Annotated in this window: 21 protein-coding genes; 9 read left to right on the top strand and 12 right to left on the bottom strand. The window is 45.5% G+C overall.

Going from position 1 to position 22,829, the window contains the following annotated elements:
• The first annotated feature begins 155 nt into the window (after window positions 1–155).
• Complete coding sequence (locus tag QZ918_RS06500) at window positions 156–2,351, top strand: PAS domain S-box protein (RefSeq protein WP_293332573.1); 2,196 nt, start codon at window positions 156–158, stop codon at window positions 2,349–2,351.
• 311 nt (window positions 2,352–2,662) lie between these two features.
• Window positions 2,663–2,956, top strand: coding sequence for a TIGR03792 family protein (locus QZ918_RS06495; RefSeq protein WP_293149554.1), 294 nt, complete (start codon window positions 2,663–2,665; stop codon window positions 2,954–2,956).
• Window positions 2,957–3,110: 154 nt separating this feature from the next.
• Here the strand turns inward: QZ918_RS06495 and QZ918_RS06490 are convergent, their stop codons facing one another.
• Together QZ918_RS06490 and QZ918_RS06485 are read right to left on the bottom strand one after the other, a co-directional pair.
• Window positions 3,111–3,245 carry a hypothetical protein gene (locus QZ918_RS06490; RefSeq protein ID WP_293332570.1) on the bottom strand — a complete coding sequence of 45 codons (135 nt, stop codon included), beginning with the start codon at window positions 3,243–3,245 and terminating at the stop codon, window positions 3,111–3,113.
• A gap of 129 nt (window positions 3,246–3,374) precedes the next feature.
• Window positions 3,375–3,551, bottom strand: a complete 177-nt coding sequence (locus QZ918_RS06485; protein WP_293149549.1) for a hypothetical protein — start codon at window positions 3,549–3,551, stop codon at window positions 3,375–3,377.
• Between the two features lie 127 nt (window positions 3,552–3,678).
• Here QZ918_RS06485 and QZ918_RS06480 point away from each other — a divergent pair, with 127 nt between their 5' ends.
• Window positions 3,679–4,500: a hypothetical protein gene (locus tag QZ918_RS06480; protein WP_293149547.1), complete on the top strand. Its 822-nt coding sequence runs from the start codon at window positions 3,679–3,681 to the stop codon at window positions 4,498–4,500.
• Here the strand turns inward: QZ918_RS06480 and QZ918_RS06475 are convergent.
• Window positions 4,465–4,590 carry a hypothetical protein gene (locus QZ918_RS06475; protein WP_293332567.1) on the bottom strand — a complete coding sequence of 42 codons (126 nt, stop codon included), beginning with the start codon at window positions 4,588–4,590 and terminating at the stop codon, window positions 4,465–4,467. The two genes, QZ918_RS06480 and QZ918_RS06475, sit on opposite strands and share 36 nt — an antisense overlap.
• A 143-nt stretch (window positions 4,591–4,733) precedes the next feature.
• Between QZ918_RS06475 and QZ918_RS06470 the strand changes: the two genes are divergently transcribed.
• The 4 genes from QZ918_RS06470 to gmk all read left to right on the top strand — a co-directional run bounded on the left by QZ918_RS06470 (window position 4,734) and on the right by gmk (window position 10,117).
• Entirely contained in the window at window positions 4,734–6,836 is a 2,103-nt protein-coding gene (locus tag QZ918_RS06470; protein ID WP_293332564.1) for a M3 family metallopeptidase, read from the top strand.
• A gap of 911 nt (window positions 6,837–7,747) precedes the next feature.
• Window positions 7,748–8,014 carry an extracellular matrix/biofilm regulator RemA gene (remA, locus tag QZ918_RS06465; protein WP_293332561.1) on the top strand — a complete coding sequence of 89 codons (267 nt, stop codon included), beginning with the start codon at window positions 7,748–7,750 and terminating at the stop codon, window positions 8,012–8,014.
• Between the two features lie 205 nt (window positions 8,015–8,219).
• On the top strand, window positions 8,220–9,458 hold the full coding sequence (locus QZ918_RS06460) for an RNA-guided endonuclease InsQ/TnpB family protein (protein WP_293332559.1): 1,239 nt from the start codon (window positions 8,220–8,222) through the stop codon (window positions 9,456–9,458).
• A gap of 95 nt (window positions 9,459–9,553) precedes the next feature.
• Window positions 9,554–10,117: a guanylate kinase gene (gene gmk, locus QZ918_RS06455; protein WP_293332556.1), complete on the top strand. Its 564-nt coding sequence runs from the start codon at window positions 9,554–9,556 to the stop codon at window positions 10,115–10,117.
• Between the two features lie 135 nt (window positions 10,118–10,252).
• Here gmk and QZ918_RS06450 read toward each other — a convergent pair whose 3' ends face one another.
• A complete protein-coding gene (locus tag QZ918_RS06450; RefSeq protein WP_293332553.1) occupies window positions 10,253–11,020 on the bottom strand; it encodes a hypothetical protein in 768 nt (255 codons plus the stop codon).
• A 495-nt stretch (window positions 11,021–11,515) separates the two neighbouring features.
• Between QZ918_RS06450 and xseA the strand changes: the two genes are divergently transcribed.
• Window positions 11,516–12,676: an exodeoxyribonuclease VII large subunit gene (gene xseA / locus QZ918_RS06445; RefSeq protein ID WP_293332550.1), complete on the top strand. Its 1,161-nt coding sequence runs from the start codon at window positions 11,516–11,518 to the stop codon at window positions 12,674–12,676.
• 5 nt (window positions 12,677–12,681) lie between these two features.
• Complete coding sequence (gene xseB / locus QZ918_RS06440; protein WP_293332547.1) at window positions 12,682–12,909, top strand: exodeoxyribonuclease VII small subunit; 228 nt, start codon at window positions 12,682–12,684, stop codon at window positions 12,907–12,909.
• 212 nt (window positions 12,910–13,121) lie between these two features.
• On the opposite strand, the gene QZ918_RS06435 is transcribed toward xseB, so the two are convergent.
• From QZ918_RS06435 to QZ918_RS06400, 8 genes are all read right to left on the bottom strand, one after another.
• Window positions 13,122–16,538 carry a CHAT domain-containing protein gene (locus QZ918_RS06435; RefSeq protein ID WP_293332544.1) on the bottom strand — a complete coding sequence of 1,139 codons (3,417 nt, stop codon included), beginning with the start codon at window positions 16,536–16,538 and terminating at the stop codon, window positions 13,122–13,124.
• A 266-nt stretch (window positions 16,539–16,804) separates the two neighbouring features.
• A complete protein-coding gene (locus QZ918_RS06430; RefSeq protein WP_293332541.1) occupies window positions 16,805–17,194 on the bottom strand; it encodes a DUF5615 family PIN-like protein in 390 nt (129 codons plus the stop codon).
• Entirely contained in the window at window positions 17,191–17,565 is a 375-nt protein-coding gene (locus tag QZ918_RS06425) for a DUF433 domain-containing protein (RefSeq protein WP_527250389.1), read from the bottom strand. The genes QZ918_RS06430 and QZ918_RS06425 overlap by 4 nt, the downstream gene beginning before the upstream one ends.
• 417 nt (window positions 17,566–17,982) lie before the next feature.
• Window positions 17,983–18,828, bottom strand: a complete 846-nt coding sequence (locus tag QZ918_RS06420; protein WP_293332538.1) for a DUF1822 family protein — start codon at window positions 18,826–18,828, stop codon at window positions 17,983–17,985.
• Complete coding sequence (locus QZ918_RS06415) at window positions 18,828–19,754, bottom strand: hypothetical protein (protein WP_293332535.1); 927 nt, start codon at window positions 19,752–19,754, stop codon at window positions 18,828–18,830. The genes QZ918_RS06420 and QZ918_RS06415 overlap by 1 nt, the downstream gene beginning before the upstream one ends.
• Window positions 19,755–20,079: 325 nt before the next feature.
• Window positions 20,080–21,357: a hypothetical protein gene (locus tag QZ918_RS06410; RefSeq protein ID WP_293332532.1), complete on the bottom strand. Its 1,278-nt coding sequence runs from the start codon at window positions 21,355–21,357 to the stop codon at window positions 20,080–20,082.
• Between the two features lie 254 nt (window positions 21,358–21,611).
• Window positions 21,612–22,331: a hypothetical protein gene (locus QZ918_RS06405; protein WP_293332529.1), complete on the bottom strand. Its 720-nt coding sequence runs from the start codon at window positions 22,329–22,331 to the stop codon at window positions 21,612–21,614.
• Window positions 22,332–22,534: 203 nt separating this feature from the next.
• Entirely contained in the window at window positions 22,535–22,744 is a 210-nt protein-coding gene (locus QZ918_RS06400) for a CsbD family protein (RefSeq protein WP_293149530.1), read from the bottom strand.
• Window positions 22,745–22,829: the final 85 nt, after the last annotated feature.

The raw sequence follows: 22,829 nt of genomic DNA, 5'->3' as shown, positions 1-22,829 counted from the left end.
TTATTAAGTACCTATGGACACATCTCCTAGAAAATGATATTACTGATGGGTGAGACCCTCCAAGGGTATCACCCAAAACAGCCAATCAGGGGAAGAGTGTTTTAGGTCTGAAATAGATTTTTCAAACTTGACAGCTATGGAGGAAATCCCAAATCGTGCAAACTAAGCCAGTTAAGCAAGAAATTCGACTGGGAAGGTATGCCGGGGGGAAAATCCCGATCGCCCACCAACCCCCTGATGCAGCCATGTCCGAAAATAAAGAGGGATTTCGGCGGTTTGTGGAGCGCTCCGCCGACGCCGTGGCAATGGTAGATTGTGAAATGCGCTATCTGTCGGTTTCTCGTCGCTGGGAAACAGATTGCGGGTTTGGTGGCGGTGAGGCCCTGGGTCGGTCTCATTGGGAACTGTTCCCAAATCTCCCGGAATATTGGCACCAAAATGCTCGCGCTTGTTTGGCGGGAGTTTTGGAATATAGCGAGTTTGTCGTAGGGCAATCGCCCGTATCTGTAGCAGGACAAATCGAAGGTGGGGTCAGGGCTGCGGAAAAATGGGTATTTTGGCCGTGGAAAAATAACGAAGGTGCGATCGGCGGTTTGATCCTGTTTGCCGAAAAGATAACAGAAAGAAATTTCTACAACAATATATGGAGGCCCGGTGGCAAAAGCCAGCAGTTAGAAACAAAACTACAACTAACTCAAAAAGCCCTCGACAATGCTGCTGATACAGTTTTTTTTACCACCTCCGACGGGAAAATTTGCTATGCGAATAAAGCGGCTTGCGATCGAGGAGGTTACTCGGAATCGGAACTGCTAAAGCTGAGATTCACCGACATCGATTCGCAATTGTCAGCATCGGATTGGCCAGAGCGCTGGGTTGAACTCAAGCAGCAAAACAACCTTACTTTTGAAACCAGTTATAAAACCAAAAATGGCACCATTGTTCCCGTTGAAGTTCAACTCAATTATTTAGAATACGACGGCTGCGAATACTGTTGCGCTATCGCCCGCGACATTTCTGCTCGCCTCGCAGCAAAATCTGCGCTTTTAGAGGCAAAAGAGCAACTTCAAGCCGTCTTGGATGCGGTACCCGGATTAGTTTCTTGGGTAAGTTCCGATTTGCGCTACTTGGGAGTAAACCGACATTTAGCTTCCGCTTATCAAATGCCTGCGGAACTATTTGCAGGTAAAAAAGTAGGTTTTTTAGATACAAGTCCCAAATTTAACGACTTAGTATACGATTTTTTTGTCGGCTCGAACAATAAGACCTCTCAAGAAATAACAGCGAGCATCAGAGGAGAAAATAAAACTTATTTAATTGTGGCTCAAAAATATCAAAAAAATACGGCAGCGGTATTTGTGGGATTGGACATTACAGAAAGCAAACAGTCTTTGTTGGCTTTGCAAGAATCGGAAGAACGCCTGCGCCAGCAAGCGGCAAAATTAGAGCGGACGCTGTTAGTTTTGCAGCAAACTCAAACTCAACTGATCCAAACAGAAAAGATGTCATCTCTAGGGCAGTTGGTAGCAGGAATAGCGCATGAAATTAACAATCCAGTTAGTTTCATTTCTGGCAACGTCAGCCACGCCACTGGCTACATTCAAGAACTGCTGCGTTCGATCGACCTTTACCAAAAAAATTATCCCGATCCAGCTCCGGAAATTCAAGATTTGATGGAAGAATTAGACTTAGACTTCATCAAAAAAGACATACCAAAACTGCTAAATTCAATGAAAGTCGGTTCGGAGAGAATTCGGGATGTTGTGCGATCGCTCCGCTTGTTCTCGCGTACTGACGAACCTGAAATGAAGCCTGCGGATATCCATGAAGGTTTGGACAGCACTGTGCTGATCTTGCAAAATCGCCTCCAAGCTAAAGGGGGACGGCCGGGTATTTCTCTAGTTAAGGAATACGGGGATTTGCCGCGAGTCCGCTGCTATCCGGGACAGTTAAATCAAGTGTTCATGCACTTGTTGACAAATGCGATCGACGCTTTGGAAGCAGAGGGGAGAAATCCGGAAAAGTATGGTAAAATCCAAAATCAGTCTTTGTTGTCTGCCGGTAGCTCGGGAACTGAAATATTCAATCCCGAAATTCGGATTCGGACAGAAGTGATAGGGGAGAGCGAAGTGGCGATCGCCATTAGCGACAACGGCCCTGGAATGACTGAAGAAGTTCTCTGCCGTATCTTTGACCCTTTATTTACCACTAAATGTCAGACCACGAGCACAGGTTTGGGATTGGCAATATCCCAGCATTTGGTAGTAGAAAAGCATGGTGGTGACTTGCTGTGTATTTCTCGTCCGGGAGAGGGAACTGAGTTAATCGTTAAAATTGCGATCGGTAACGATTAATCGATTAAATCCAAATCTGGAATTATTTTAGGGTGCTTTTACTATCATAATGTTGTGACTGAGAACTAATGTTTTTTTCAATAAGTTTTGTAGGTGCGTCAGGAATGATATAATGTGCTGTCGCTTAGCACAACAAAAATAGTTCGTAGTGCGTCGGGAGTGTCCGCATCATCAGAGCGGACTTAAGTCCGCACGCGCGATCCTTACTTATCCGGGTTAACCGAAAGAACACGATATGAATCTGAGATGACATACCAATCCTTTTTTGCCTGGGCACCTTACAAAATCTAAAATCTACAATCTAAAATCATATGGTAATTGAGTGGCTGAGATTTAAAGTACCTCGTGAAAAATGGGAACAGTTTATTCTGCGAGATGAAGAAGTTTGGACGGCCGGACTCAAAAGTTTTCCCGGTTATTTGGGCAAAGAAGTTTGGGTGGATGCGGTGGAAAATGAGGTGCTGATGTTGATTCGCTGGGAAACTAGGGAACAGTGGAACTCGGTGCCGCAAAGCACAATCGATGAGTTGGATGCTAAAATGGGCGATTTGCAAATGCCGATCGTCGAAAGTCGCGAATATCAAGTTCGCAAGTTTTTGCATTAGCTATTGTGACAGTTGGCAGTTGGCAGTTGGCAGTTGGCAGTTGGCAGTTGACTGTTCGCAGTTGACAGCTTATCCGAAGAGCGCAGCCAAAGGGTTGACAGTTGACAGTCAATTACCTATTACCAATTACCAAATTACCAATGAATCAGTTAATTTAAGCAAATTTAGCATAGAGAGCTGAAATAAAATTCACGCTTAAAAAGCCTACTGCTAAAACGAGGATGATAAAGATTGTGATACTAACAATAGACTTGAGTCGATCGGCATTTTCGGGTTTTTCTGATTTCATTTGTCAAGTCTTGCTGTAAATTATATCCGATAAATTGAGAAAAAGTAAATTATACCAATGCACGAACAAAAACGCAACTACCGCTAGGCTAAAAGCTTCGATCGCCGTCAGTAGGTGGCAGTTTTAATCTCAAATCGAAAAATGGAAAATCTCAAATCGACCGACCTGTGCAGCGATTGTCGATCGCCTGCGGGCGATCGCGCCCCGTCCTGTAAAATAGAGGACGCCTTGGGGTTCAGCTTTTAACAGCCCCAATTGTGGGCGACAGCAAGACGGCTCGCAAATACATAATAATGTGTCAATCATCCTTAACTTACTGAATTAGGTAAAAATAGAAGAGTGCACAGAAATAATGTAAAACATATAACTGAAAAAAGGATATAAATCGATGCTCCACTCTGTCTCGCAACCTTATCAACAACGAGAAAATACTATGACCCAAAGAGTCGTGCGGAAGCCAAACCCCTCTGTTAGAAACCGCTTGAGGCCAAGTTTTCCTCAAAGGCACTGGCTGGAGGTGGCAGAGTACGCCTCTCTGGCGGCCTCTGGTTTGGGTTCCTTGGCGGTGGCAGTGTCTGGTCAAGCTTTTTACGGGGTGGCTCCCCTAACCTTGGCTTTGTCGCTGAATGTGGCTAATCGGTATCGGTTCGAGCAGCAAGTGCGGGTTCATCAAACTTCGGAATTGGCCCAAGTACAAAAGTCTGTAAATAAGGTCGAAAAAACGGCGGTAACGGTAATTGTTAAATTGCGGAGGCATTTGTCAGCAGATATTGCAGCGCTGCGCCAGCAAATGGCTGCATTGCCTAGGAATGCAGCTTTTGAGGAGTCGATCGATATTGAGCGACAATTGCTGAGTTTGGGAGAGTCGGTAGCTTCTTTGCAAGAAATTGTGGCGTCTGCTGTGCTCGATGTTCGCCAGCAGGTGAGGGAACAAATTCAAGATTTATCGGTGGGCCAACCGACAAATATCGAAGCTGTGGAACAGGCGATAGAACAACTGCAAAGTGCGATGAAGAGCTTGACAGAAACTGCTCTCACCCGAGATGACTGGGAATTAGTAAATACTCGATTTTTGGAAATCCAGAAAGTTATGGCTAATCTGCAAAGCCAAGTGCAAGCTCCTGTGTACCAATCGACTCCGGATTTGTCTGTAGTTCAAGCTCAAATTCACCGTTTGGAACACGAGCAGCAAGAAGTTGTCAAACCTCACCTCAAGCGCTTAATCTCGGTTGTCAAGGAGTTGCAAAACAGTTGACAGTTGACAGTTGACAGTTGGTAGTTGACAGTTGACAGTTGGTAGTTGACAGTTGACAGTTGGCAGTTGTAATCGATCGTTAGTCATCATTCATAAGGAAGATTTTCCCCTTCTCCCGCTCTCCCCTTCTCTCCCTCTCCCGGCTGAAGTCGAACTTTTTGGACAACTGTGTTACAAATTGAAAAGGTAATCTGTCTAGTTCACCTGTTTTCAACCTGTTACAAGAAAATTAAATGACCGCAACCGTAACTGTTACTGATAACCCGTTATTAATTGGCAAAGGATTGCCACCGTTTGATGCGATCGCACTCCTACACGTAGTCCCCGCCGTTACCCAACTGCTGGCGGAACTAGAAGCCGAGTTAGCTGCCTTAGAGGCCTCTGTTGAGCCGACTTGGAGCGGTTTGGTAGAACCATTGCAGCGGCTCGGAGAGCGTTTAAATTGGACTTGGAGCATTGTCGGACATTTGATGGGGGTGAAAAATAGTCCGGAATTGCGATCGGCTCACGAAACAGTGCAGCCGGAAGTAGTAAAATTTGCGAGCAAGCTCAGTCAGAGCAAACCGCTTTATGAAGGTTTTAAAGCGCTGCGGGCTAGCGAAAATTGGGACAGTTTAGAGTCAGCTCAACAGCGAATTGTCGAAGCCTCCCTCCGAGATGCTCAACTCTCCGGCGTTGGTTTAGAAGGCGAGCAAAAAGAGCGTTTCAATGCCATTCAGTTAGAAATGGCAGAAATTACTACTCAATTTTCCAATCACGTCCTCGACGCTACCAAAGCTTTCAGTATCACCCTCACAAACAAAGACGAAATTGACGGTTTACCGCCGAGTTTGTTGAGTTTAGCAGCTCAAGCGGCTCGCAGTGCCGGCGCCGAAAATGCCGGTGCGGAAAATGGCCCTTGGCGGATTACTTTAGACTTTCCGAGTTACGGGCCTTTCATGCAGCACAGCACTCGCCGCGATTTGCGTGAAAAGTTGTATAAAGCTTTGATCGGCAGAGCCAGCAGTGGAGAATTGAATAACTGGCCTTTGACCGATCGCATTTTAGCACTGCGCCACGAAAAATCTGCTTTGCTCGGGTTTGGCAGTTATGCCGAATTGAGCTTGGCGAGCAAAATGGCTCCTAACGTGACAGCAGTGGAAGCTTTGTTAGAAGAATTGCGCTTGGCTAGCTACGATGCTGCTGTCAAAGATTTAGAAGAATTGAAAGTTTTTGCTGCCTCTAAAGGCGCGCCGGAAGCTGCGGATTTGAAGCACTGGGATGTGGGTTTTTGGGCGGAAAGGCAGCGGGAAGAAAAGTTTGCTTTTAGTGCCGAAGAATTGCGTCCTTATTTTGCTTTGCCGCAGGTTTTGGAGGGGTTATTTGGATTAGTAAAGCGGCTGTTCGGCGTGACGGTAACGGCGGCGGACGGTCAAGCTCCTGTCTGGCACAAAGACGTGCGTTATTTTAAAATAGATGATGAAGCCGGAAATGCGATCGCCAATTTCTATCTAGATCCCTACAGTCGCCCAGAAGAAAAGCGCGGCGGTGCTTGGATGGATGAGTGCGTGGTGCGCGCTAAGTTTGTGGAAGCGTCCAAGACAACAACGCGCTTACCTGTGGCGTATTTGGTGTGCAACCAAAGCCCTCCGGTTGATGGGAAACCGAGTTTAATGACTTTTGTGGAAGTAGAAACTTTGTTTCACGAATTCGGCCACGGTTTGCAGCATATGCTAACAACAGTAGACTATCCGGGGGCTTCGGGCATCAATAATGTTGAGTGGGATGCGGTGGAGTTGCCCAGTCAATTTATGGAAAATTGGTGTTACGATAGGGCGACTTTGTTCGGGATGGCGAAACATTACCAAACAGGGGAAACTTTGCCGGAACACTATTACCAAAAGCTGTTAGCAGCGCGCCACTACATGAGTGGCAGTGCCATGCTCAGGCAAGTACATTTTAGCAGTGTTGATATCGAATTGCACCACCGCTATCGATCGGGCGGCAGCGAAACCGTGGCAGATGTCCGCAACCGCATCGCTAAAACGACAACTGTGTTGCCTCCTCTGGAAGAAGACGCATTTTTGTGCGCTTTCGGACACATTTTTGCGGGCGGCTATGCGGCGGGCTATTACAGCTACAAATGGGCCGAAGTCCTTAGTGCTGATGCTTTTGCGGCGTTTGAGGAGGCGGGTTTGGAAGATGAAAGTGCGATCGCCTCTACAGGTAAACTCTTCCGAGATACAGTGTTAGGATTGGGCGGCAGTTTGCACCCGATGGAAGTGTTTAAAACATTCCGGGGACGCGAACCGAGCACTAAAGCTTTGTTGAGACACAGCGGTTTAGTTGCGGCTTAACAAACTGTCGAATAATTGAGGATTAATGCAGGTAAATTCATCTGCATTAATCCCGCTTTTTAGCGAAATTAAAAAGTTTGTAGTGAGGACTTTAGTCCTATAATTTTTATTTACATATAATCCAATACAGTTCACTTAAGGTAGATTCCCCCTAATCCCTAATCCCTTAAAGTGGGGTGGCGTATTAGACGCAAGCTTTATATTTATAAATAAAGGTACGTTGTTGGGCTTTAGCCCTCTTTAGAAGTATAGATAAAGAGGGCTAAAGCCCAACAACGTACCTAATTTTATAGGAACAATATCGAAGGGTTATAGTAACACTTTTAAATTGGTATTAATAGGACTAAAGTCCTCACTACGAACCATTTTTCTTGTAGAACATCATGCAACAAACATCTGTAGTTTTACACATAATTTCCAATCTTTTTGTCGAAAATTGGGGATTATGTACGCGCCGCGTAGCTATCCCGTAGGTAATCGCCAGCAGCTTTTAGATTAGCTTGAAGGCTCATCAAAGCAGCATTAATCTCAATACTGTCAGTATAAACTGCCTTTGGTGAATATTTGCTATCATTAATCAGTGATGATACTTAACTTTACCTACACCTGACACTTAATTTATATTTCGCAACATTTACTGACGGTTTTCTCCTCCATACAGCTAAAGCCTTTATTCGCAACGAAAAATTGATAATTTTACCGAATCTTTAACATCAAGCGGTCAACAGCGGTAGTTTTTTAAAGTTTTGATAAAGATCGGCAGACTCTGCTTCAAAAAAGAGCAAAAAATGAAGGTAAAAATTTAAAATTTTTTGTTATGAATAATTTTAGCCTTGCCAGAAAATATATTTTTATATATGATGATAAGTAAGGATTGATAGTTACTTGTTCACCTATAGATTGAGATATTCATGGATATTCAATTAATTAATATCGGTTTTGGTAATATTGTGTCGGCTAACCGAGTGATTGCCATTGTCAGTCCCGAGTCAGCGCCAATTAAGCGTATAATTACTGATGCGCGGGAGCGCGGACAACTGGTTGACGCTACTTACGGCCGCCGCACGAGGGCGGTTATTATTACTGATTCGAGTCACGTTATCCTCTCGGCGATTCAGCCGGAAACCGTTGCTAATCGTTTTGCGATCGGCAAAGACGCTCAAGGTAGGGATGATTGAGGTTTGTCGGTTATAATTTGAGCACTTACCGAAAGGCGAGAGGAAAGCCCCGCCTTTCAAGGCTAGGGATGAACTCGGCTGCGACGACCGTCGCCAGCCAAGCGATTCCACGGCTGTGTTCGGCAGAGTGGGCTATAGAGTAATAATTCATCGTTGAAAATATTTATCTATATTTTTCTGGATAAAACTATGTTATCATAGCTCCATGATAGTTAGAGAAGCTAAGCTAAAACACGGTACAGCAGAGCAATATTCTGCCATTGATCAAGCCATCCGAACGGCCCAGTTCATTCGGAACAAAGCCCTTCGCTATTGGATGGATAATCAAGGTACGAGTAAAGCCGATCTGTACAGCATATGTAAAGATTTAGCCAAGGAGTTTGACTTTGCTAAAAGGCTTAACTCCGCCGCTCGTCAAGCTAGTGCAGAACGTGCATGGGCTGCTATCTCTAATTTCTATACGCGATGTAAAAAAGGTGTAGGCAAGAAAGGTTTCCCAAAGTTTAAAAAACATTGTCGCTCTGTCGAGTATAAAGTTTCAGGCTGGAAACTATCGGATGATTGCAAATCGATCGCATTCACCGATGGCTTTGAGATTGGAACATTATCAATATTTTGCAACAATGAAACTCAGGAAGATTTGCAGAGATTGAAAATTAACCGCGTGCGGATAGTACACAGAGCAGATGGGTATTATGCCCAATTCTGTTTTGATGCAGAGCGCAAAGAGCAAGGCGAGTATTCTGGCAATGTCGTAGGATTGGATCTGGGGTTGAAGTTTTTCACCAAAGACCAAAACGATAATGCTGTGATATATCCTCAGTTCTTGAGAAAGGCCCAAAAACAACTCAAGAAAGCCCAAAGACGATTAAGCAAGAAATTTGTAAAGGGTGCAAAGCCCCAATCAAAGAACTATCACTCTTGCCGGAAAAGACTGGGTAGAATCCATCTGAAAGTACAAAGACAGCGTAAAGACTGGGCAATAAAGCTTGCCCGGTGCGTAGTCCACTCTAACGACGTGGTTGTCTATGAAGACTTAAAGATTGCGAACATGGTCAAAAATCACCACTTGGCTAAGTCTATTTCTGATGCTGGTTGGTATCAATACACTCAATGGTTGGACTACTACGGCAAGATTTGGGATAAAGCAGTTGTGGCAGTATCGCCAAGCTATACATCTCAAGACTGCTCTAATTGCGGCCATAGAGTCAAAAAGTCTCTCAGCACTAGAACTCATTCATGTCCTAGTTGCAAGATTGAAATTTGTCGCGATACCAACGCGGCTCTAAATATTTTGTACAAAGGATTGAATATTCTTGGTGTGCAGTGGAATAAAAACGGTACCTCTGGGCAAGAGGAATCCGCCGAGAAATCGGGAAAGCATGGGGAGAAGACCACCGCTGCCGTTGATCAGCAATTTGATACTGTAAGTGGACTTCGATGAACCATGAATAAGAATCCCCCCGATTCATCGGTGGGGAGTATGTCAAAGTCTAGAGTAAGCGAAAACTAAAATTGTGACACGTTTGTCTTCTAAAAATGAAATCCGGTAAATTAATTGTTCTGACGGGGCCTAGCGGTGTGGGGAAAGGCACCCTAGTGCGATCGCTCCTCAACCGCCATCCCGAATTATATCTTTCGGTATCGGTGACAACTCGCAAGCCTCGTGACGGAGAAATTGAGGGAAAACACTACTATTTTGTCAGCCGCAGCCGCTTTGAGGAAATGGTTGAGGCTGGCGAATTGGCTGAATGGGCTGAGTTTGCTGGCAATTTTTACGGTACTCCATTTTTTGCTCTCAAACAGGGAATCGGCGAGGGAAAATTGGTAATCCTGGAAATTGAGCTCGAAGGAGCAAGGCAAATTAGAAATAAGTTTTCTGAAGCTTTGCGAATTTTTATTTTACCTCCTTCTTGGGAAGAATTGGAACGGCGGCTGCGGAGTCGAGGTCAAGATTCCGAAGTTGCGATCGCCCGTCGGTTGCTGCGGGCTAAAGAGGAAATTGAAGCTGCGGGCGAATTTGACTTCCAAGTTATCAATGACGATTTAGAAGTTGCTTTAAAAAAACTAGAATCCGTGTTGTTTGTTAGCGACAGGAAATGAGGGGATGATGATGTGATATTACCAATTACGAATTGCCAACTACCAGCAAGACTTGGTTTAAAGCCGGAACCATTGTAGGTAGAAATTAAAATCAGACTATTCATTAATCCAACCCTCTTAATTCCAAGTCAACTGTCAACTGTCAACTGTCAACTGAATCAACCATTTTTCTGTACGCGCTAAAACCTCGGTACTTTTCTTGATAGCAACACAAGATTTTAAATTCAATTCTAGGGTTTCGGACGCCTGCGAAATTTTCCTGAGGGGTTCTATTTCGCGAGCAGAACATCCCAACATTTCCATATAAGCGAGTGTCCAGCCAATAGCTGCAATGTCGCTGACGGTGCCTTCTCCGGCGCACAGGTGACAACCCGATTCGCCCTTTGGGCTGCACTCAGGACAAACCCAATTATTCAGTTGTGAATTTATATGAATAGTGCGGGAGGCTGAGGCAATTGTTAAGGCTTTAATGTGGTTTTGAACTACTTGTTTAAAACCTCGGTTTTGGTTGGTGCGGTAATCGGAATTGTGGTGCGATCGCCCGTTAGCGAAGCCCTCGAAGAGGATCGCCCTTTCTGGCTGTTGCGACGAAGCCCCAGATGCTGTTTTGTTCTCTGTTTTGACTCCAGATTCACCCAGGTTCGCCGTTAGTTGAATGCCGTAGTCTTTAGACTCTTGTGTCTGAGAGTGGCTGAGTGCGCTGTCAGAATCGGATGCTGTGCGATCTGCTTCGAGGGCTTCGCGATCGGCAAAATCTTGCATCGAGAGGTGATGTTCGATCGCCAAAGACCAAGTTCTTTTATGTCTGAGATCGCCATATTTTCTGGCTTCGGCATCAGTAATGCCGATCGCCGCAGCCTCTTGGCGCAGCACATTCATCGAAGTCATGACATCTGATATCATAAAACAGTTCGGTAAGTGGGAGACTCAGTGGCTTCAGCCCTGAGAGGGAAACTCCAAGAGCGGTTTCAACCGCCTTGAATCCCCTTTCGGGGTTAGAGGGGTATGGTTGCCCCTCTATGGAGATATGGTTGTCTCCGAATCCCTTTCGGGTAATGTTCGCTTGTCGGTCAATGTTATAAGGGCTTGTTAGGCTAGCAGCACTGTTTCAGTGACTTTAAAACTGTTTAACTACTAGCGACAGAGCGGAAAACTAGCGGATCATTCTCCGGTGTCGTGACCCAAATAACGTAGTCAGTTAAGACTTAGGCTGGTCAGTATAGCTTGCAATTTCTTACAAGCTCAGTCTATGAGAGAGCTGAGTTACTGACTAGTTTGTTTGCTGTTAATTTACCTTCGTCGGTAGAGAAGCCCTCGCAGAGGATAGACCTACAAATTAATACCTTAGATATAGTAGCCTAAATCTCAAATCTCAAAACTCAAATCTACATTTATTTAATGAATTCAATTTTCCCTGACACAACCTTATCGGTGGGCGGACTAACATCATACCTGCAAGAGTTGCTGGAGGGCGATCGCAACTTGCAATCAGTTTGGCTGATCGGCGAGGTATCGAACGTTTCCCAGCACGCCAGCGGCTGCTTTTTCACTCTGTGCGACACCGACAAAAGCGCTGCAATTCGCTGCGTGGTGTGGAATTCGCAGCGGCAAAAATTGATGCAAATGCCTGTAAAAGGGGAGCAATTGCTGGTTTTGGGAAGCATCCGGGTGTACAAAAATCGTGGCGAGTACCAGTTGACTGTGGTGCAATCGCTACCGGGTGGGGAAGGATTGGAGGCTTTGCGGTTGCAGCAATTGCGATCGCGCTTGGAAGCTGAGGGTTTCTTCGATCCGGCGAGAAAGCGCGAAATCCCCGCACACCCGCAAATTGTCGCCGTTGTGGCTTCCGATAGCAGCGCGGCTTGGGGAGACATTCAGCGCACGTTAGCGCAGAGATATCCGGGTTTGCAGGTGTTGCTGTCGCCGACAGGAGTGCAGGGAGATTTGGCTGCTGCTGCGATTGTCAGGGCGATCGCGCGTGTAGAATTGGACGGTAGGGCGGATGTCATAATTTTAGGGCGGGGCGGGGGTGCTGCGGAAGATTTGGCTTGTTTTAACGATGAAAGAGTTGTCAGGGCGATCGCCAATTGCACAATCCCAATTATTACAGGAATCGGCCACGAAAGAGATGAATCTCTGGCAGATTTAGTAGCAGATAAACGAGCCCATACTCCGACGGCTGCGGCGGCTCAAGCCGTACCAATTTTGGCAGATATTTACTGGGAACACAAGCAGAGAATGCTAAACTTAGCAAGTGTTGTGAGGGCAAGATTTCAGGAGGAAGAACAACATTTGCAACAGTTACAAAATCGTTTAAAACAGTTGCCTGCGACATCGCGAACTTTGCGGCAAGCAACTGGTAAACTGGAGGTATTGCAAGAAAAGTTAGCGGCGCTAAATCCGGCGGCGGTTTTGGAAAGGGGTTATGCGGCGGTAATCCAAGGTGACGGTACGATTGTCCGCCAAACAGAGGGTTTGGAATTGGGCGAAGAGTTGACTGTAAGGTTGAGTCGCGGTGTGCTGAAGGTTAAAATTGTGGAAGTTTTGGATGCTGAATAAATGTTATGGTTAAGTCGAAGTTGCGTCAGTCTGACTGGAATTACGAGCAAACGGTCGATCGCATTGAAGCAATTATCGATCGGGTGGAGTCGGGAGAGTTGCCTTTAGAAGAGGTTTTTAAGGAATTTGCAGTGGCTGTGGAGTGTTTGCAGGAGTGCGAAGGTTTTCTGGCGCGGGGGAAGGAAAAGATGGATTTGGCGATCGAACTTTTGGCCGCGGAACCGGAGTTTTAAGCGCAGGTTTAGGCGGATAAATGTAGGTGAAATAGCGGGTAAAACCGAAAGTCCGACAGGGAATTAATTCCCTGTCTCATAGCGAAAGTCCTCTGAAGAGGACTGTTAAATTCATCAGTCCTCTTTAGAGGACTTTCGCTATGAGGCGGGGGTTTCAACCCCTGCCGGAATGTGTGTCTGACGTGTTTGTTGACACGATTAAACACCAGCAATCAATGCAAACCCTGACAAATAAACCCCGCCCAATAACTCAAATCATCAAAAGGATTTGACATATTATAAAGATTTTTGACCAAACTTTCATATCTTTCCTTTCGCTTCCGAATCTCAACTTCCTCCTCCGTTTTCTTGTTCAACTTCTCCTCCAACTCTTGATACTCAGCCGTACCGCCTTCATATTCATCCTGCTGCGATTCCAACTCTTCTAATTCTTCCTGTACCAGATTCAATTTGCACTTTAAATCCCCAATAATTTTCGGAAGCAGGGCATCAATTTGCGGTTGATAAAGCCCTTTCAACTCCGCCCCCGAAATCCTCCGCAAGCGCACCTGCGCCCGCCACAAAGCCTCCGGGCGACTCAAACCTTCCAGACGATACTGATAGTAAAAAATCGAAAACAGCGCAGTAGCAAAATCATCCACCGCCCACAAAGTGCTCACCACACTCCGCGCCCCCGCACACAAAAACCCCGTACCCAAACTCAGCAGATTATCGGTAATTCCCGTCGAAGCTAAATTAGTTTCGCAGCAAGACATAAACACATCCGATAACTGCGGCAAACGCCAACCAGGAGTCATCAATTCCCCTAACGTGATACTGCCATCACCTAAAAACAACCGCGATTCCAGAGGATTGTCCAAACGCGAAACAGCGTGGTGGCTGGAGTGCATGACATTCACATTTTGGGCGAGGTTTCGATAGGTGGCGATTGTTGCTTGTTGACTTCCTTTTAAGCGCTGAGGTTCAGGTACAATTGTGGCAATTTGTTCGCACTCAAAAGGAGTGAAGTACAAATCATCCGTGGCATTTTCCACAATCCCGTATTTCGGCGATTCGATGGTTGGGCGTTGATGGCAATACTCCAAGATTCGGCAACTGGGTACGTAACGCAGCAGGAAATAATCGCTAAGAACCCCCCCCGGCCCCCCCTTGCTAAGGGGGGGAGAAAGAAGAGACTCTTGTTCCTTCGTAAGAGCAGAAATCTCACTCTTAAGCCCCCCCTTACCAAGGGGGGGTTGGGGGGGTTCTTCTCCAACACCAAGGGCAGAATCTTGATTCTTAAGCCCCCCCCTTCGTAGGGGCGGTGCCCCCGTGCCCGCCCTCCTCGGTTGGGGGGGTTCTACCGGCAACGCCGCCAGCGGAATCTGATGCAAATACAAATGCGGAATCACAATCAATTCCTGAATTCCCTCCAAACAATTACCAATCAACTCATCAACCTTCAACCGCCGCGACAACTGAGACAAAAACTCACCCATCCCCTCTTGCCAAATTTTCCGATCCTTCAAATAAGGCGATAACCAACCCTCATCAATCCACTGCTGAAAACTTACCCAACCCTCTCCATGACAAGTGTGAATCTGCGGCGCTTTATCCTTATAAATCACAAAAACATGAGTGTCATCATCCGTAGTATAAAAACAAAGAATTGCCGTCTGGGAATTATCAATCAACCGCTGCATTGCCGCAAAGTGCATCGGATCTACTTGAACTTGTCCCGCTAAAACCGGATCTAAACGGCGGATGTTTTCCCAGATTAGCTGTTTCTCCCCTTCCAACTCTTTAATCTTCTCCGTGTAAGCTTCAGTATGGGCCCGACTCCGTGACGAACTCCCCACACCAGCTAATCCCTTATTCCCCTCCGATGGATTGCGGAGTTGTTCGACTTCTGCGTCAATTTCCCGCTGCTTCGCTTCAAATTCCCGCAAATACTTTTGCACTTCCAGCGGAATTTCGCCGCTAGCATACACGTCATTGCTGTGCATTAAATCGACTAACCGCTGAGCACGGGTTCTGTCGCAATATTCGATCGCTTTTTCCAGTTGGTTGTTGTTGACAGCAGCTTGAATTGCCTTTTCGTAAACACCGATGGATTCTGCTATCATCTGTTGGCGGATGTCGTCGGAAGTTGCCCAACTTCTGCTTTTTTCTACTGCTTGAATGGCTTGGTCGAATCCTTCCAGGGCGATATCCCAGAAACCAGCAGAGAAAGCGGTATTGCCGAGGTTTCTAGCTGTTTTGAGACAGTTGAAAGAGTAAGCAACAGGAGTGCTAATTTCTAAGGCCAAACGAAAACAATAAATCGCATCTTCAATATTCGTCGCCTTGACTCCTTCTATTCTGTCCCTATAGGCAGTCCCCAAATTATTTTGAGTCGTTGCCCATTGTTCGGGATAATTATCGCGGGTACGGACTTCTAAAGCAGCAGTATAACGAGCGATCGCCCGTTCAATATTCGCCGCCCTGACTCCTTCTATTCTGTTACTATAAGCAAGACCCAAATTGTTTTGAGTCGTTGCCCATTGTTCGGGATAATTATCGCGGATAAGGACTTTTAAGGCATCAGTATAACGGGTAATAGCCTGTTCAATATTCGCCGCCCTGACTCCTTCTATTCTGTCACTATAGGCAACCGCCAAATTATTTTGAGTCTCTGCCCATTGTTCGGGATAATTATCGCGGGTAAGGACTTCTAATGCAGCAGTATAGCGAGCGATTGCCTGTTCAATATTCGCCGCCCTGACCTCTTCTATTCTGTTACTATAGGCAGTCGCTAAATTATTTTGAGTCTTTGCCCATTGTTCGGGATAATTCTCGTGCTTGTAGACTTTTAAGGCAGCCTTATAACGCTCGATAGCCTGTTCAATATTCGTCGCCCTGACTCCTTCTATTCTGTTACTATAGGCAATTGCCAAATTGTTTTGAGTCATCGACCATTGTTCGGGATAATTCTCGCGCTTGTAAACTTCTAAGGCATCAATATAATGGGCGATCGCCCGTTCGAGATTCTCAGCCCTGACTCCTTTTATTCTGTTACTATAGGCAACCCCCAAACAAATTTGAGTCGTTGCCCATTGTTCGGGATACTTCTCGCACTTGTAGACTTCTAAGGTAGCGGTATAACAAGCAATGCTTATTTCTAAATTCCACGATCGCGTTCCCAGGGGAAACTCCTGAATTAAATTACCGAAATTGCCAATAATTGCTGCAATAAACAGTTGCTGCTCAGAGGATTCTTTGTTGAATGTTTCAATTACATAAGTTTGCATAAAATTAGCTAGATTTAAATTTAAATTATCCAGATTTCGCTGAAATAGCGGATAGATAACTTGACGATTTCCATCACTTTTAACTATCGCCTGCAACACCTCCATCAAGAAAGATAAATACTCTTCAGGAGTTGCCGTATTGCCGAGATAATTTGCCAGTTGTACCGCCAGATTCTGCAACCAAGCTGCATTCGAGTTGCCCTCTGCCGCCATATTCTCCGCCACCGCTTCCATGATTTGCACAAAATCGGCATCCACTAACTCTCGATGGGCGTTGAGAATATCATCTTCTTCACCGTTAGGGCACTCAAGCAGGGCTTGAATCAGTTGGAGATAGGCGGCGAGGCGTTGTTCGTCCATAGGAATTTACCTTGAATGGTGTATGTATATATATCGCCAGTTTGGGGAAAATTTATGCAAAATTCCCGGAAAAATGTTTTCAGCAATTACCCACCTTGTCTCAGAAACCGGGTTTCTTGGGAGATTTCTCGTCACTCAACCAAAAAACTCGTAGAAACCCGGTTTCTCGCTACCCACCGACTCCCAGAAACCGGGTTTCTTGGGAGATTTCTCGTCACTCAACTACAAAACTCGTAGAAACCCGGTTTCTCGCCACCCATCCACTCTTAGAAATTAACACCTTCATCTTCCGATATTGCTTGATACTCCAAAAGCTGTTCCCCTCGAATAATCCACAATTTACCCGCAACTTCTGCCGCATCCAATCCGCGAATTAATATTTCTACAGCCGCTTGCAAATCTTGCGGTTTCGCTTGAGAAGGCAGACGCAGTAACACAATCCCAGAATAATTAGAAGGATTATAGCGGAGGCGATTGCCAAACCCCCTATCCAAAGTCACCAAACATCTACCTTCCCTTCCACAGATATCAATCAACAATCCATCCACCGTTGAAGTCAAATTTTGTTCCCGTACAGTCGCCACATCGTGCCCAGCCAAACGTAACAGCGAAACAACGCGAATGCTACCCAAATTTTCATCAAGTTTTAACTTCACCCTGCAACTACCTTTGTTTCACCAACAGGAATTTCGACATAACAATCTCTTGCTAACTCAGCCGCATAAGCAATACAAGCGAAAATATCTTCTCGTTCAATTCCCGGATATTCCTCCAGCAATTCTTCCACAGTCATGCCGCTAGCGAGAAAATCAAGAATCAGAGAAACCCAAATGCGATGGCCTCGAATACAGGGTTTGCCAAAACAGATATTCGAGTCAATTGAGATGCGAGACAGCAAATTATTTTGAGTCATCTTGTTTTCATGCAATATTTTACCTGTGCTTGACACAATGGCTAAAATTATTTTAGCACGAGCCAGAAAAACCATATCTTGTAGGGGCGGGTTCGCCAACAATATTCGCCACAAACAAACAATCTCAAAAAACCCGCCCCCACCCAACCAACCAACCCCAAAAACGCAATATTTTGATGTTTTTCGAGATCTCTCGTTGGGGAGGGCGGGTTTACAAGATGGTGCATTTTCATCAGATATGGTTGGTGAACCCGCCCCTACGAATCATGGGAATTTGTTTGGATATTTGATGTAAAAAACCACATCTTGTAGGGGCGGGTTCACAACCATATTCGCCACAAACAAACAATCTTAAAAAACCCGCCCCCACCCCACCAACCAACCCCAAAAACGCCATATTTTGACGGTATTTCGGTATTGATGGCGGGGATGGGGCGGGTTTTTGATATTCTTGATTTTAATCATAAATGGTTGGTGAACCCGCCCCTACAAGTCATGGTAATTTACCCATATTTTTGGGATGTTGCAGGTTTATGATAAGGCAGAATCATCGCCATCTCCCCAAATCTCAGCTAATTTCTTCATCCACTTTTTAGCAACCCGATTCATTTTAGCTTCAACTTTCGTATCAATATCTGAAGATTGATGACCAGATAAAGATCGATTTATACCTCCCAAACCTCCACTACTAGCACCAATTCCCGCTAAAGCCTTCCCCCCTTCATATCCCCAGTCAGATTTCTCACTACTGCGATAAACTCCATTCAAAATTGCCACAATTTCAGCAATAGATTTGTTTTGCAAATTCTCCCGCACTCGTGCTTGTACGGGGTCATCTGCCGCCAAATCCGATAGCAACTCGTCAATTTCACCTTGCAACAGCGGAATTGCTAACTCAATTCGATCCAAATAATCCAACAACTCCTCAATTGGTTTGAGATTAGTTAGAGAAATCTCTTCAGTTTCCTCCAGAATTTCCACAGCCGGAATAAACCCTAAAAGTTTCACTTTATCGAAAGGTTCGGCAAAGCCAACGGCAAGATAAGCGATGCGATTTTCCCGCACTGTTGGCAGAGAAATCGCCGTTTCTCCAAGCATAACCGGACAGCATTCTATTTTGCCAATTCCCGGTAAGACTAAATCGGCGACATCCAAAATCGCCCGATCGATTTGATGCCAACTATCGCCACCGTTAATATCGGTTTCCAGTTCCATCCATTCCAAAAAATAATTGACCGCCCAAACCGCCAAGGTATTGAAATAAACCCGTTTCCCTTTTTGCGGATTAGCTTGCTCCGAAGCAAATTGCAAAGCCAAATTGCGGGCAGTTTGCTCCAGAGGAATTTCTAACAAATAAGTATCCATGCTATTCACCATTATTCCTCCGGTTGATATCCAAACTCAAGTGCAATCTTTTTGAGAAGAGGCAAACCCTTCAAATCCTTTTTGTTTCTGTTATTCCAGTGAGAATTGAGAGTTTGATAGTTAATGTCCAACTCCTTGGCAATTACAGACAATGAATCTGGAGGGTTTTTCAACAGCAATCGCCGTGCTAGTACCTGACAATTAGCCTCCGGTTTGTTGTCGGGATAACAGTTTCGCAGTTTTCCATCCGGGTCATCTTCGATATACTGCCAAAGTTGGAGGCCGAGGCGCTGCTGATTTTTCGCTTGTTCTTCCTCAATCAGTTGCTCAATTCCGGTTTCTGTAGTATCGTCAGCCATTCCTTCATCATCAAATTCTTCACCATCTTTTCTCTTATTTGGAGCATCCAAACTAAAAGTAAAAGGTTGCCGTTTTAACTTGCGATATTGGTTACAGACTTTGTTCTGAATAATTTGATTGAACCGTCTAACCACTCTAGTTCGCAACACATCATCAGCGATATTATCGAGGTCAATTCCCCGCAAAAAATTCGGCAGCGTTGTGAAAAAACCGGCATAGGCTTCATTCAGTGCTCCATCAAAATCAATCTTAGGGTCAGGTTCCCTATATTTGCGACTTCCGGGCAAATGAGGAATGAGTTTGCACAATTGATTTTTGAGTCTTTCTTGTTCCTGACTCCCCTGTTGGGAGTCTTTCAAAAGTTGTAGAAGTTCGCGTAACTGTTCGTCGTTGTTCACAGGCACGTTGCTATCGCATGGGGGTAATTCAATTATCCCAGAGAAAATTATGCTGTAACGTGCCAGGAGTAACAAAGTCAAGGAAATCGGCTTGAGTTGCCAATGCTGCCACAAGTTGAAGGTTGTGGCGACAGGAACTAAGCCGGGTAAGGGTTTGACGGGGGGATCGTGTCTCGTCATAGTCCAGTTTTCGGGTGTTGATATATTGATGTCGCGGGTGTTGGGGGGTTTATGCAGATTCGGGGAAAGTTTTTTTGTGGTGTCCCGATGGAAGGACATCGCACCGTGTTCTTCTTCGTGTCAATTTAAGGTCAAACCCAATCAGAGACTGCTGTTTGATGGTTAAGGCCAGATCCCCCCTAGCCCCCCTTAAGAAGGGGGGGACAAGAGCTTTCAAAGTCTGTTAAAAAGGGGGGACAAGACTCCGATCAAAGTCCCCCTTCTTAAGGGGGATTTAGGGGGATCTAGACTGCGATACAAACGAGAGATACAGAGGGTTTCAATCTTAAACAGTATCCTTCATTGCATTAGAATGCCGTTCTTCCCGCCACCGAGATTCGGCTTCGGTATACCGTCGTTCTGCGCCGACAATCTCCTCCTCGTAATGCTTGATTTTGTTACCGTATTTGTGATTCAACCACTGAATGTCGTGGGCGAAACTTTCCTTCATTTTTTGTTCTTCGACTTCCACCCATTCGATTTTTAACTGGGCCATTTGTTCTGGGGAATAAGTACCGGCGGGTGCTTCATATTGTTCGCCAATTTGACCAACATCCTCTTTAAATTTAAAGTACCGCTGTTCCCGTTTCTCGTCTTGTTCTTTTTCGATTTGGTGCTTTTCGGTCAAATACCAGCCGATTTGAAAGTCGGCTTCTACCATGTCCCAATTCTTCAGTCGCCCGCTGGTATCGCCTTCGCTGACAAATTTTTCACGACGCAGGTTTAAGGCTTGCTCATAGGCGAGTTCTCGCTGTTTCAGAGCAACTTCTTCGTCGATTCCACTAATCTGACTTGCTTCGATTTCGGTGATTTCTTGGGGGAGGCTGCTTTCGTATTGTCCAATTAATGAGCGGGCGTGTCCGGGCATTTCAAAGGCGTCGTTTTGCAGTGATGCGGCTCCCCATAACATTACCACGGGTAGGCTGGCGGCGATCGCATTTAAGACAATTCCCCCCGGCAATCCCAACCCGATTACAATCCCCAGAGACATAGCGTATTCGGTGCCACTCAATCCCAGCGCTAAACCGACATCGCTGAAGGGTAGTTTATTCAAAAATTGACCTTCTACTTGTAGCACTAAGGCGGTTTGAGATTCGTAATAAAGTTCGCCAAATTCATTTTTGGGGGGATGAGCTTGTTTTTGTTTTTGGATATCTTGCAATGCTTGCTGAGTGCTGTTTTTCTTGCGAGAATGCTCCATGACTTTCATCACTTTTTTATCTGCTACTACTCCCGCAGCCCCGCCGATGAAGAAACTCGCTGGAATGCTCATACTTCCCATGCCGGAAGTCAATATTCGCGCCCCTGCACTGAAGGTAATCGCACTGATTAATCCTACCAAAATATTGACTATTTTCTTGGTTTCAGGGTTGGGGTTGCGCTTGGCTAAGGGGGTTAAGTCGTTAATTCGTGTTTTGGCTTTTTCTCCTTCTGCATATCCTTTTTCCCGCTGACTCATTTGGGATTTGATTTGTTCGGGGAGTAGGGCTGTCAATTCTTGGTGCAGGTATTGCCATGCTACGATGCTGGCGGTAGAGTTATAGTGATTATTGGTGGAGTTCATTGGTTTTATCTCGTTGTTTTTGCTTGATAAGATAGTGTCGCTGCGGGTTGCAGGTTTAGGCAGAATTCGGAGAAATGTTTGGCTATCCCTTCTATGACTCGGCGGTTGAAACCGCGTCTACACACACAAAGTCCGCCTTCGCGGACTAAGAAATAAAGGGGATATTTGAGATATCCCTTCTATGACTCGGCGGTTGAAACCGCGTCTACACACACAAAGTCCGCCTTCGCGGACTAAGAAATATCCGAATACAATTAATTGGATTTAGTTGTCATTTTTCTGGCTTTGGTAAAGGCTGCGTCAATGCAAGGTGTCATGGAGCGCCTTACTGCATCTTCGTCTTTGCTTTCATCTAAAACGCACACACTCTCTTTGCTGCTCAACTCGTTAGTTAAGTTTTCGTATAATTGACCTTGAGGTATGATGAATGAGATAACTACTCCCTGTTTTTCGATGTCATCAACGAGGGTTTTGACTCGACTAAAATCGATCGCCCGCTCCCCTTGACGCGGCTCAAAGTCATTGGCTACAATGGTTAGTATGCCTGGATTTTTGTTGGTTTGATGCTGTTGTTGAATGGCACTTTGACTGCGTTCCAACAAGGCAACAAGAGAGGTTCCGGGTTGTTTGTTGGTAATCGATCGCCCATTGTGTTGACATTCCCCCATTAGCGTTAAACTATTGGTAATGGAGATGGTTTTGGTGACGACGGCCCGATCGGCAAACGGAATGCTAACAGCGGTATCTCCGGGTTTGTAATGTTGGCTGCTGAGTTGACAGTGGGTTTGTCGCTGTAAGGTGTAGCGATCGGCTGACAGCGAATTATCGTCAGCCCGGTAGTGTACAATGGGTTGACTGGCGAGTTCTGGGTAAATGAAGGCTGCAAGGGCGATCGCGCTGACACCCACAGCAGCGACAATCGCAGGAGACTTATACCAAGCTTTCTCCGTTTCAGTTGTATAATTAACCATCATAGGGACTTCTCCATTGCGCTTTTGAAGAGATGTCGCAGGAGTCAATCAGTTTCTGCAAATTCCAACAATAAATTCGATCGAACCCTATTCACTACACAGCATTCGATCGCCCAAAATGTATTTCAATCTTAAATGAAAGCTCTATCTCTTGTGGGGCGGGCGTCTCGCCCGCCCCCACAATTACAATCTAGATGCCCGACAGCTTACAATTTGTCGATCGCCTTTTTAGCCTTATCCGCCATATTTTTAACAGCATTTTTCACATCTTCTGCTGCGTGGCGGGCGGCTGCTTCTGCTTGTTTTGCTTTGCCTTCTGCCTGATCTTTTTTGTTGCCGGTGATGTTACCGAAAATTTCTTGAGCTTTGCCTTCTACGTTTTTGCCGATCGCCTTTGCTCTGTCTTCTGTACTCATAATCAGCTCCATTGAGTAGTTGAACGCTACTACCACCCTAACATTAGATCGACAGAAGTTGCTCGATAACTTCACATTAATTCAT

It is taken from the genome of Microcoleus sp. CAWBG58, assembly GCF_020883045.1.
Taxonomy (GTDB): Bacteria; Cyanobacteriota; Cyanobacteriia; order Cyanobacteriales; family Microcoleaceae; genus Microcoleus.
Note: the sequence above shows the minus strand (reverse complement) of the source record. Positions and strands in the feature narration are given on the sequence as shown.